9 protein-coding genes are annotated in these 11,275 nt (G+C 72.2%); 6 read left to right on the plus strand and 3 right to left on the minus strand.

Going from position 1 to position 11,275, the window contains the following annotated elements; genetic code table 11:
- Positions 1 to 7: 7 nt before the first annotated feature.
- The 3 genes from ACTMTF_RS04755 (at position 8) to ACTMTF_RS04765 (ending at position 1,940) form a co-directional block, all read left to right on the plus strand.
- Positions 8 to 388, plus strand: coding sequence for a VOC family protein (locus ACTMTF_RS04755; RefSeq protein WP_441109823.1), 381 nt, complete (start codon positions 8 to 10; stop codon positions 386 to 388).
- A gap of 210 nt (positions 389 to 598) precedes the next feature.
- A complete protein-coding gene (locus tag ACTMTF_RS04760; protein ID WP_441109393.1) occupies positions 599 to 952 on the plus strand; it encodes a GerW family sporulation protein in 354 nt (117 codons plus the stop codon).
- Between the two features lie 406 nt (positions 953 to 1,358).
- Positions 1,359 to 1,940, plus strand: coding sequence for a LysE family translocator (locus ACTMTF_RS04765; protein WP_441109394.1), 582 nt, complete (start codon positions 1,359 to 1,361; stop codon positions 1,938 to 1,940).
- 104 nt (positions 1,941 to 2,044) lie between these two features.
- On the opposite strand, the gene ACTMTF_RS04770 is transcribed toward ACTMTF_RS04765, so the two are convergent.
- From ACTMTF_RS04770 to ACTMTF_RS04780, 3 genes are all read right to left on the minus strand, one after another.
- Positions 2,045 to 2,767 carry a VIT1/CCC1 transporter family protein gene (locus ACTMTF_RS04770; protein WP_396999768.1) on the minus strand — a complete coding sequence of 241 codons (723 nt, stop codon included), beginning with the start codon at positions 2,765 to 2,767 and terminating at the stop codon, positions 2,045 to 2,047.
- A gap of 137 nt (positions 2,768 to 2,904) precedes the next feature.
- Positions 2,905 to 3,588: an organomercurial lyase gene (gene merB / locus ACTMTF_RS04775; protein ID WP_441109395.1), complete on the minus strand. Its 684-nt coding sequence runs from the start codon at positions 3,586 to 3,588 to the stop codon at positions 2,905 to 2,907.
- Positions 3,589 to 3,712: 124 nt separating this feature from the next.
- The gene (locus ACTMTF_RS04780; protein WP_441109396.1) at positions 3,713 to 4,363 is read right to left on the minus strand and encodes a hypothetical protein; all 651 of its coding nucleotides are present in this window, start codon (positions 4,361 to 4,363) and stop codon (positions 3,713 to 3,715) included.
- Between the two features lie 165 nt (positions 4,364 to 4,528).
- Here ACTMTF_RS04780 and ACTMTF_RS04785 point away from each other — a divergent pair, with 165 nt between their 5' ends.
- The 3 genes from ACTMTF_RS04785 to ACTMTF_RS04795 all read left to right on the plus strand — a co-directional run bounded on the left by ACTMTF_RS04785 (position 4,529) and on the right by ACTMTF_RS04795 (position 11,259).
- Positions 4,529 to 5,278, plus strand: a complete 750-nt coding sequence (locus ACTMTF_RS04785) for a Clp protease N-terminal domain-containing protein (RefSeq protein WP_441109397.1) — start codon at positions 4,529 to 4,531, stop codon at positions 5,276 to 5,278.
- A 308-nt stretch (positions 5,279 to 5,586) separates the two neighbouring features.
- Positions 5,587 to 7,758: a hypothetical protein gene (locus tag ACTMTF_RS04790; protein ID WP_441109398.1), complete on the plus strand. Its 2,172-nt coding sequence runs from the start codon at positions 5,587 to 5,589 to the stop codon at positions 7,756 to 7,758.
- Positions 7,759 to 7,998: 240 nt separating this feature from the next.
- Positions 7,999 to 11,259 (plus strand): phosphodiester glycosidase family protein, encoded by a 3,261-nt coding sequence (locus ACTMTF_RS04795; protein ID WP_441109824.1) that lies wholly within the window; start codon positions 7,999 to 8,001, stop codon positions 11,257 to 11,259.
- The last annotated feature ends 16 nt before the right edge of the window (positions 11,260 to 11,275 follow it).

Below are 11,275 nucleotides of genomic sequence, written 5' to 3' on the forward strand. Positions count from 1 at the left end.
CACCGACCTGGATCGCTCTCGGGCCTTTTACCAGGCACTCGGCTACACCGTCGTCGGAACCGTTCCTGACACCCCGTTCGGCAGCCTGACCATGCTCCAGTTGCCGGACGACCCGTTCGTCACCATCGAGCTCGTGCACGACCCCGCCCGGCTCGTCACCGAGACCGGTGGCCTCAACCACCTCGCCGTCAAGACGGACGACCTGTACGCCACCATCGCCACCCTGGCAGCCCACGGCATCCAGGCCGATCCGGCGCGGCCGACCGCCGGTCCTGATGATCCGCTGGTCACCATGGTGCGCGACCCCGACGGCTATCTGATCGAGCTCGTCCAATGGCCCGAGGGACACGCCGACGGGCTCACCGCCGACGACTTCGACAGCGGGTGACCGGCCGCTCTGGTCGGCCGGCTGGTTCGGGACCCCTTACCTCCCACAGCGCTTGAGCCGGGCAGCTTGGGCAGGGCGCAGGGCCTGACCAGCCATGGTCAGGATGAGGAGTTCGGTGTCGGTCAGCTCGGGGGACGTCCCATGCGCGGTTCATGGCGGTGGCGCCACCGGGATTCGCCGGATCGGCCGCCGCCGGGTGACCATGGGGGAATGGACATCAAGGAACTGGTCGAGCAGGCCAAGGATTCCGCCACGGTGAAGCGCGTCTTCGGCGATCCCATACAGCATGGGGACATCCTGGTGATCCCTGTCGCCAGGGTCGCCCACGGCGGCGGCGGGGGCAGCGGTGAGGGGCGCAAGCCCGCGGGGGAGACGGGCAGCGGCGGAGGGGGCGGCTACGGTGTCGGCGCGACGCCCGCCGGGGTGTTCGTCGTCAAGAACGGCGACGTCCGCTGGCACCCCGCCGTCGACGTCAACCGCATCGTCCTCGGCGGCCAGATCGTCGGCATTGTCCTGCTCCTAACCCTGCGCTCCATCTTCAAGCGCAGCCGCCACAAGCGCTGACCCCCCACTCCACCATTCCAAGCTCCCCCAAGGCCCTTACGCTCCGCCCTGGCGCCTTGGTCCCCTGCCTTGGCCCTGAGCTTCGGCTTGACCTTCGGCCGTTTCCCCCTGGCCTTGGCCTCCGGGGCCCTGGCTCCGGTCCCTGGCTTCCGGCTCCGGGATCTGGCCCTCGGCTTTCCGGTCTGGGGGTTCGCGCCCTGCCTTCGGCTTTCCGGTCCCCACCGCCGGCCTGCGGCCTCTCAGCTTTCGGTCCTGGCCCTGGTTCTTCAGCTTTCGGTCGGCCGCCCGCTGCCGTTCCTCAAGCCGCGAGCCCAGCCCCAAGGGGGCTTGGGTGGGGGCCTAAAGTTGAGGGATGAGTTCTTTGGCGCAGGTTGTGGCTTTCGGGGGCGTTGTGTTGCTTGGGGCGATGTCGCCTGGGCCTGACTTCGCCGTGGTCGTGCGGCGGTCCGCCACGTCTGGGCGGGCGCACGGGATGGTGGCGGCGGTGGGGATCTCGGTCGGGGTGTTCGCCTGGGTGGTGGCGGCGGCGACCGGGGTCGCGGCGTTGCTGGCCGCCTCGGCGGTGGCGTTCACCGTGGTGAAGATCGTGGGTGCTGTCTATCTGCTCTATCTGGGCGGTAAGGCGTTGCGCTCGGCCTTGCGTGGTGACGGGGGGCTGCGGTTGGACGTGGCGGGCCCCGGGGGGAGGAGTCCGTGGGCCGCGTTCGCCGAGGGGCTGCTGACCAACGTGCTCAACCCCAAGGCCGCGCTGTTCTTCGTGGCGCTGGTGCCGCAGTTCGTGTCGCCGGGGGCGGCGTTGGCGGACACGCTGGTGCTGTCGCTGATCGCGCTGGCGGGGACCGTGGTGTGGTTCCTGACCGTGGCCAACGTGGTGGGCGCCCTGCGCGCGGTGTTCGCCAAGCGTGCCGTCCGCCGCGCCGTCGACGGGCTCACCGGCGTCGCCCTGGTGGCGCTGGGCGTGAACCTGGCCGCCTCCGGCCGCCCCTGAGCCTGCGCCGGGGTTCCGCCCGCGGGAGCGGAGGGGCGCTGAGCCCGTGGCAGGGGTCACGACAGCAGCGGTCAGGACAGCCGAGGTCAGGACAACAGCCGGGGTCAGGACACTGTGACGCCCAGGAGGTGGCCGAGGCCGAAGGTCACCGTGGCCGCGCCCACGCCGAGCGCGAGCTGCCGCAGGCCGCCCAGCCACCAGGGGCGGGCGGTCATGCCGGCCACCATCGCCCCGAAGACGAACAGGCCCACCACGCTCAGCACCACCGCCGCCACCAGCCCGGACGCCCCGAACAGGAACGGCACCAGCGGCACCAGCGCCCCCGCCGCGAACGCGCAGAACGACGCCGCGGCGGCCTGCAGCGGGGACGGCAGGTCGTCCAGGTCCACGCCGAGCTCTTCGCGCACGTGCACCCGCAGCGCCTGCTCGGGGTCGGCCGACAGGCCCGCCGCGACCTTCTCCGCCAGGTCGGCTTCGAGGCCGCGGGCGCGGTAGAGAGCGGCGAGCTCGGCCTGCTCGCCCTCGGGGTTGCGGGCCAGCTCGCCGCGTTCGACGGCGATCTCGGCGCGCATCAGCTCGGTCTGCGACTTCACCGAGGTGTACTCGCCCGCCGCCATCGAGCAGGCCCCCGCCGCCAGGCCGGCGAACCCGGCCAGGACGGCTCCCCGCCCGGCCCCCGCGGCCCCCACCACTCCGGCGATCAGCGCGAAGTTGGAGACGAGTCCGTCCATCGCCCCGAACACCGCCGGCCGCAGCCAGCCGCCGGTCACGTCCCGATGGCTGTGATGCTTCTCCGGCGAGTGTGTCCGCTCAAGCTCGATGGTCATGAAAACCCCTCCTTACAACAGCTATTCGTCCGACATTTAGACATAAATGCCAATGATCCGCAACGAAGGAGAGGCTTGCCTGACGTGCGGATCCACCGCCCGGCCAGGCATGATCTCGAATGTGGTGTCGAAAAACGCTAGTCTGGAGGCAGTCCCCAGAAGGGGCCGCGCAGACCGGCGGCGGTGAAGTGGGCGGCGGCCGACGAGGGATCCCGGCGGACGTGGCCGCGCTCCAGACGCCCGTCGTACCAACCGCGCGCCAGCCGCCACACCGTGGGCAGGTCCATCACGTAACCGCGCTCGCGCCCGGTGCGCTTCAGCCAGGCGTCGACGCAGCCGGTGGAGCAGAACAGGCGCTGGTGCCCGCAGGTGCGCACGACGTCGTCCCACATGTGCGCGACGGGGACGAGAAAGTGGGCGACCTGATCGCCCGGTGGAGGGGTGTCGCGGCGGGCGACCCAGGCGTGCGGGGCGTCACAGGCCGGGCAGCGGGTGGCCACCAGCACGTCCGGCTCGTCCCGGAGCAGGTGCGGGATCGCGAAGGAGTCCCACGCGCAGCCGCCCCACCACAGGGTCCGCGAGCCCATGACGGAGAACCCGAGCGGCACCGAGGAGAAGGGGTGCGCCATGACGATGTCACCGGTGGCGGTGTCGATCACCAGGGCGCGGGTCCGGTGCAGGAGCTCCAGCGCCTGCCGTACCTCCCGGTTGTCGAACCCGGTGCGGGCCGCGAGCTCGGCCGCGCCCGGTGCGCGGCCGATGCGGGCGAAACCGCCGTAGACGGCCAGGCGGACCTCTTCGGCCCGCTCTGTCTCGGACATGTCGGCTTCCTCTCGCGGGGGCGGCGTACGGGAGCTGCGGGTGTCCGCGTCCGCCGAACCCGGCGCACGACTCCCGCAGACGGATCCTGACAGATCCTGTACGTGAACCGCGCGTCGAGGAAGGTCAGCCTCCTGGCTTCGCGAACGCCGGGACGGGCGCGACCGTGGCGGCCGGGCCGCGGATCAGCTGCCGGCAGTCGGCGATCGCGGCGGTCAGCAGCTCGCGCAGCAGCGTGTCCGGATCGGGGATGCACGCCTGGACGATGCCCACCACCGACAGCTGCACCGCGTTGGGCGCGGCGTAGCGGCGGAAGCCCTTCTCGGTGATCCGCGCCGCCCGGCTGAACCTGCGTGCCTGGGCGGCCGCCTGCGGAACCTGGTCCATCGCCTCCTGGCTCCGCTCGCTCAGCTGACCTGGCGGCAGGCCGTCGAGCCGGGCCAGCATCTCCTCGGCCGCCAGGATGGACACCGCCAGGGCGAGCTGACGCTCGGCGGCGGCCACCGGCAGCGCCGTGGTCGCGCAGCGCAACGCGAGCCGGGCGTCGACCCGCAGGTCGTCGCTGGACAGGCCGATGATGGAGGGGACGAGCCCGATGAGCCGGCTCCGGTTCTCGTCCGCGGTGTTGTCGTTGACCAGGCGGGCGAGTGCGGCCAGCAACGGGTGGGTGCAGGCCGGGTGGTCGCTCCACCGCTCTCCGGCCAGGTAGGACGCGAGCTCCATGAAGCAGGCGCCGCGTTTCGGGTTGCGGTGCTTGCCACGAGAGAGAACCGGCATGTGATCAAGGTGGTTGTCCACGGGTGCTCCACTGGTTCGCGGGATCGCCGTCTTTCCAGTCTGCGCTGTCGTGCGCGTCAATACCAGTGATCGGATGTCTTTTCCGTCCGTTGTGCATAACCCCTTGGGGGTTATAGTGGGGTTACTCAACGCTGGAGGTGTGCGATGCCGAAGATCAACGTGTATCTGCCGGACGAGCTGGCGGAGGCGGTCAAGGAGGCGGGCGTGCCGGTGTCGGCCGTCTGCCAGCGGGCTCTGGAGCAGGCGGTGCGCAGGGTGACCGCCATCAGGGAGACCGTGCTGACCGATCTCGACCTCGAGGTGCCCACCGGGGCGCTGGTCCACCTGACGGACAGGACGCGTACGGTGCTCAAACTCGCCGTCGACCGGGCCGGCGCGGACGGCGCCGCGGCCGTCGGCACCGGGCACCTGCTGGCCGGCATGCTCGACGAGGGCGGCAACCTCGCCCTGCACGTGCTGCGCGCCATGGACATCGAGCTCGACCAGGTACGACGCGACCTCGTGCAGCGGACGCCCGCGGCCCCCGGCGAGGCCGGGCAGGCGCGGCGCTTCAGCGCGACGGCGGCCAACGCGCTGGAGTTCGCCGTCACGGAGTCGACCTCGCTCGGTCACAACTACGTCGGCTGCGAGCACCTCCTGCTCGGCCTCGTCGCCGAGCCTGACGGGACCGCCGGGCAGGTCCTGCGCGGGCTGGGCGCCGACCCCCGGCTGACGAGACGCGCCGTGGTGGCGGCCCTGGCGGGGTACGTCCACCTGCGCGGGCAGGCTCAGCAGGCGGCGCAACCGGCGGACGTGGCCCAGTTGCTGGCCACCACGGTGCGCGACCAGCTTCAGCCTCTTCTTCAGCGCATCGCCCGCCTGGAAGAACGCGCCGGCCTCGGCCCCGAGGCCTGAGGGGCCACCCTCATGAGGAGCTCTCGGACGCGGATGGCGGTGTTCCGCTACGCCGTGGTGGCGATACTCGTGGCCGGCGTGGTGATCGGAGCCCTGTGGTGACGTCCGGCCCGCAGCGGGGACCATGCGGGTCGCCTCCGGCCAGGTGATCGGGCATCGGCCCCCTAATCCATCCGGTTCGGGCATCTGCGCGGGGAAGTCAACAGGGGCCGGCTCGTGCTAGGTTGCCCACGTTTCCTGACATGAGCGCCGCGGTCGGGCGGGGTCATATCCGACACGCGGGCTCCTTCTCCGTATGGGGGCCAACGGTGAGGTGGGCGCTGTTCCTGCTGGTCGCGTCGGCGTTGTGGTGGGCGGTGCCCGCGGGCGCCGCGGCGGCGACGCTCGCCGACAGCCCCCCGGCCGCCGGCACGTCGGAGGTCTCCGAGAGCGCCGCCCCCGGCCGGGTGGCGTTCGTGGGGGTGCCCGGCCTGCACTGGGACGACGTCGACCCGGGGCTCACCCCCAACCTGTGGCGGCTGGCCGGGCAGAGCGACCTCGGCTCGGTCTCGGTGAAGACCCTCGGCACCGTGGCCTGCCCGTTCGACGGCTGGATGACCGTCTCGGCGGGCATCCGCTCCGCCTACGGCCAGACCTGCGGCCTGCCGCCCGTCCCCGAGAAGCTGGGCGAGGGCGCGACGGTGCCCGGCTTCGCTGATCTTCTCGCCAAGCGTGACGGCGGCTACGTGGGCACGCTCGGCTCCGCCGTGCACGCCGCGGGCCAGTGCACCACGGCCGTCGGCAGAGGCGCCGCGCTCGCGCTGGCCGACCGCGACGGCAAGGTGGACGTTTACGCCGAGGAGCCGGCCGCGCTGACCGACTGGACGCGCTGCCAGGTGCTGGCCGTGGACGTCGACGAGCTGATCACTCCGTACCTCGTGGACGGCAAGCTGGCCAAGGAGCCGGAGGTGCTGCCGGCCGACGCGCGCCGGGAGGCGGTGCGCGCCGCCGACGCCGAGGTGGGCGCGGTGCTGGCCAAGCTGCCCGCCGACACCCAGGTGGTGCTGGCCGGGACCGGCGACCACGGGTCGGTGCCGCACCTGCGGGTGGCGATGTGGAAGCGCGCCGAGGCGACGGGCGCCTACCTCGGCACCCGTTCCACCCGCCGCGACGACATCGTCATCCTCACCGACATTACGCCCACCGTGCTGACCGCGGCGGGCATCGCGATCCCGCCCACGATCATCGGCCTGCCGTGGGAGGCGGGGGAGCGAGCCTCCCTGGAGACGGCGGTGGCCGAGCTGCGCGACGCGGACCTGATGGGCACCAGCGTGCGCAGCACGACCGGCCTGTTCTTCACCGGTTTCGCGATCACGCAGGTGGCCTTCTACTCGATCGCCTACTACGTGCTGTCCCGGCGCAGGAAGGCCACCGCGGTCGGGGTGGTGGCGCTCGGTATCGCCTCGATCCCGGTGTCGACCTACCTGGTCAACCTGCTGCCGTGGGTGCGCGGTGACCAGCCGGTGGCGCTGCTGGTCGGCGGGGTGATCGCCATCGCCGTGGTGATCATGGGCGTGGCCGTGGCGGGTCCGTGGCGGCGCAGCGCGCTCGGGCCGCCCGCGGTGGTGGCGGCGATCACCGGGGCGGTGCTCGTCGCCGACCTGCTGACGGGGACGACGCTGCAGTTCAACAGCCTCATGGGCTACACCGCCGTGGTGGGCGGGCGCTACTACGGGCTGGCCAACATCCCGTTCGCGCTGCTGGCCACCGCGGTGCTGATGACGACCGCCGTGGCCGCCGACCATCTGGTCCGCGTCGGGCGCCGGCGGGTGGCGGTCGGCCTGGTGGCCGGGCTCGGCGTGGCCGCGATGCTGCTGGCGGGCTGGCCGGGGATCGGCAGCGACTTCGGCGGGGTGATCGCGTTCGTGCCGGGCATCGCGGTGACGGCGCTGCTGGTGGCCGGTCAGCGGGTGTCGGTGGTGAAGTTCGTCGGGTTCTGCGCGCTGGGCGGGCTGGCCGTGTCGGTGATCGCGGTGCTCGACTTCCAGCGGCCGCTGGCCCAGCAGACGCATCTGGGCCGGTTCGTCGGTCAGGTGATCGACGGGACCTTCCTGCCGATGATCTTCCGCAAGCTGGGCGCGATGCTCAGCACGATGCTCTCGCCGAACCTCATGCCGATCGTGATCGCCGGCCTGGCGTTCCTGATCTTCGCGATCATGCGGCCCGGCAAGATCAGCGCCGGGGTGGTGCCGCTGGCGTTCGCCCGGGCCCCCATGCTGCGGGCCGGGTTGATCGGCGCGCTGGTCAGCGGTGTGGTCGGCATGCTGGTCAACGACTCGGGCACCGCCGTGCTGTCCATGGTGGTGGCGCTGGCGGTGCCGCTGGTCCTCTACGCCGGGATCAACTCCGCGCCGGAGGAGGCGCCGGTGGCCGGAGACGTGGAGGACGACGCCGCGAACGAGAGCGACGGGCACGCCGGAGTGGTGGCGGGCAAGGCATAGGCGGGGAGTAGGGCGGGGCGGCTCGCGTACGGGGGCTGAAATTATCTTTTAGTTCACGCTCAAGCCTTGAAACTTATATCCATGGGCGATTGAGTTCGGTCGTGCAGACCCTCCGTTTACTGGCCGCCGCTGCGCTCGTGTTAGGGCCCATGTCCCTGACCGCAGCCCCCGCGCAGGCCGATCCCCCACCCCCCCGCCGAGGACGCGCCCAAGGCGTCGTCCTACCCGCCCCCCTCGGTGATGCTCACCGCGGCCGAGCCCGGCGACGGCCTGGACACGGTCAAGAAGACCAGGCCGGTCGCCCCGGGCATCTCCCTGACCTCGTTCGACCGGTTCGACGCGCTCGGCTGGCTGAGGGCCGACGCCCTCACCGCCGACCTCGGCGGCGGCGCCCGCGCCGACTACGTCTTCTCCGGTGAGGTGTCCAAGACCGAGCCCCTGTCCGGGCCCGCCAGACGCTCGCGTGCCGTCGCGGCCGTCAACGGCGACTTCTTCGACATCAACAACTCCGGCGCCGCCCAGGGCGTCGGCGTCCAGAACGGCAGCCTCGTCCAGTCACCCGTCGCCGGCCACGAGAACGCGGTCGCGATCACCGGTGACGGCGTCGGCCGGGTGCTGAAGATGTACTTCGAGGGCACCGCCACCCCGGACGGCGGCTCGCCGGTCAAGCTGACCCAGTTCAACCAGATCGTGCAGAAGGACGGCGTCGGGCTGTTCACCCCGCTGTGGGGCTCCTACACCAGGGCCCGCGCCGTCGAGGGCGCCACCGCCGTCACCGAGGTCGAGCTCGTCGACGGGAAGGTCGCCGCCGTGCGGCAGGCGGCCGGCAGCGGCCCGATCCCGGCCGGGACCACGATCCTGCTCGGCCGCGACGCCGGGGCGACCGCCCTGGCCGCGCTCCGGCCGGGCGACGCGGTCGAGGTCGCGTACCAGCCGAAGGCCTCCGACGGCAGCCAGGTCAAGGCCGCGGTCGGCGGCAACTACGTGCTGGTCAAGGACGGCCAGGCGCAGCACTCCACCGACCAGGCCGCGCATCCGCGCACCGCCGTCGGCTTCTCCGCCGACGGCACCGAGATGTACCTGCTCACCGTGGACGGCCGTCAGGCCGACAGCCGCGGCGTCACCCTCGACCAGCTCGCCGCCATGATGATCGAGCTGGGCGCCGCCAACGCGCTCAACCTCGACGGCGGCGGCTCCTCCACCATGCTCGCCCGCGAGCCCGGCCAGGCCGACGCCCAGGTGGAGAACAGCCCGTCCGACGGCGGCGAGCGGCACGTCCCCAACGGCCTCGCGCTCTACGCGCCCGAGGGCAGCGGCACGCTCAAGGGCTTCTGGCTGGAGACCGCGAGCGATCCGGCCAAGGCGCCCGGCGCCGCCCCGGTCGGTGGCGGGCGTCCCGACCGCGTCTTCCCCGGGCTCACCCGCCGGCTCACCGCCGCCGGATACGACGAGACGTACGGACCGGCGAGCGGCACACCCCGCTGGCGCTCGACCCCGGCCGTGCACGGCGTCATCCGCGACGGGAAGTTCCACGCCCTGGTGCCCGGCACGGCGGAGGTCACCGCCTCCAAGGGCAGGGCCAAGGGCAGCCTGGAGCTGACCGTGCTGCAACCGCTGCAGCGGCTCGGCGCCACCGCCGACCGCGTCGGCCTGCCCGGCGCCGACGGCACGGCCGCCTTCGGCGTCGTGGGTTACGACCGCAACGGCAACTCCGCGCCCATCGAGCCGGACGACCTCACCCTCGACTACGACCGCGACCTGTTCGAGGTGACCCCGGCCGAGCAGGGCCACTTCACCGTCAAGGCCAAGCGGGACACCGGGTCCGGGCTCATCACCGCCAAGGTCGGCAAGCTGAGCACGGCCGTGCCCGTCACGGTCGGCTTCGAGGACCGGCCCGTCGCCGGCTTCGACGACGCCGCCTCGTGGACCTTCGCCGCCGCGCGCGCCACCGGCTCGCTGTCGGCCGCGCCGGGGCGGGACGGCGGCGGGCTCAAGCTCGCCTACGACTTCACCCGGTCCACGGCCACCCGCGCCGCCTACGCGAGCCCGCCGCAGCAGATCGTGGTGGAGGGGCAGCCGCAGGCGTTCGGGATGTGGATCCACTCCACCGGCAAGGGGGAGTGGCCCAGCCTGGAGTTCTACGACGCCACCGGGCAGTCGCAGGTCCTGCGTGGGCCGTACCTGACGTGGACCGGCTGGAAGTACGTCGAGTTCACGGTGCCGGCGGGTGTCAGTTACCCGCTCAAGCTGCGGCGCTTCTACGTGGCGGAGACCAAGGCCGACGCGAGCTACACCAACGAGATCCTGATCGACGGGCTGGTCGCCAAGGTGTCCCCGTCGGTCGAGACGCCGCAGCCGGTGAAGGTGGCCGACCCGGTGGTCAGGTCCCAGGTGGCGGACATGCCGTGGCGGTTCGCGGTGATGTCCGACGCCCAGTTCGTGGCCCGCGACCCCGACAGCGACATCGTGCGCAACGCCCGCCGCACCCTGCGGGAGATCAAGGCGGCCGAGCCGGACTTCTTGCTGATCAACGGTGACCTGGTGGACGAGGCGTCGCCGGAGGACTTCGCGCTGGCGAAGAAGATCCTCGACGAGGAACTCGGCGGTGAGCTGAAATATCACTACATCCCGGGTAACCATGAGGTGATGGGCGGCAAGATCGACAACTTCAAGGCCGCCTTCGGCGACACGTACCGGAGCTTCGATCACAAGGGCACCCGGTTCATCACGCTCGACACCTCCAGGCTCAACCTGCGAGGCGGCGGCTTCGAGCAGATCGCGCTGCTGCGCGCGCAACTGGACAAGGCGGCCGAGGACCGCTCGGTCGGCTCGGTCGCGGTGCTGTTCCACGTGCCGCCGCGCGACCCGACGCCCGGCAAGGCCAGCCAGCTCGGCGACCGTAAGGAGGCCGCGCTGGTCGAGGGCTGGCTGGCGGACTTCCAGCGGGAGACCGGCAAGGGCACCGCCTACATCGGCGCGCACGTCGGCACGTTCGACGCCGCCCGCGTGGACGCGGTGCCGTACTTCATCAACGGCAACTCCGGCAAGAACCCCGCCACCGCGCCCGACGACGGCGGCTTCACCGGCTGGTCGCTGTGGGGCGTGGACCCCGTGACGGACCAGGAGGCCGCGCACGTCAGGCGGAACTGGTTCGTCGACGCGCCCACCTGGATCGGCGCCCAGGTCCGCCCGCATGTGGACGACCTCACGCTGACCGCGCCCGCCACGGTCGCGATCGGCGCCCCGGCGCGGGTGAGCGCCACCGTCCGGCAGGGCACGCGGGTGGTCCCCGTGGCCCATCCGGTGTCGGCGCGCTGGTCGGGCTCGCCCAACCTGCACGTCGGCCCCCGGTCTACGGCCAAGCCGTGGCACGTCGCCGTGCTCGACCCAGCCACCGGCACGCTGACGGCCCTGCGCAGGGGGAACGTCACCGTGGCGGTGACGGTCAGCGGCGAGACCACGCAGGCCGGCGTCGCCCTCACGGCCAGAGCGGCGGCCTGACAGCGGAGGGACGGGC

This window comes from Nonomuraea sp. ZG12, from assembly GCF_052068115.1.
GTDB lineage: Bacteria > Actinomycetota > Actinomycetes > Streptosporangiales > Streptosporangiaceae > Nonomuraea.

Excerpts from the sequence above, each read along its gene's own strand:
- ACTMTF_RS04785 (WP_441109397.1), top strand. The coding sequence starts at position 4,529 with ATGCCGAAGATCAACGTGTATCTGCCGGACGAGCTGGCGGAGGCGGTC.
- ACTMTF_RS04780 (WP_441109396.1), bottom strand. The coding sequence starts at position 4,363 with ATGCCGGTTCTCTCTCGTGGCAAGCACCGCAACCCGAAACGCGGCGCC.
- merB (WP_441109395.1), bottom strand. The coding sequence starts at position 3,588 with ATGTCCGAGACAGAGCGGGCCGAAGAGGTCCGCCTGGCCGTCTACGGC.
- ACTMTF_RS04795 (WP_441109824.1), top strand. The coding sequence starts at position 7,999 with ATGCTCACCGCGGCCGAGCCCGGCGACGGCCTGGACACGGTCAAGAAG.
- ACTMTF_RS04765 (WP_441109394.1), top strand. The coding sequence starts at position 1,359 with ATGTCGCCTGGGCCTGACTTCGCCGTGGTCGTGCGGCGGTCCGCCACG.
- ACTMTF_RS04770 (WP_396999768.1), bottom strand. The coding sequence starts at position 2,767 with ATGACCATCGAGCTTGAGCGGACACACTCGCCGGAGAAGCATCACAGC.
- ACTMTF_RS04760 (WP_441109393.1), top strand. The coding sequence starts at position 599 with ATGGACATCAAGGAACTGGTCGAGCAGGCCAAGGATTCCGCCACGGTG.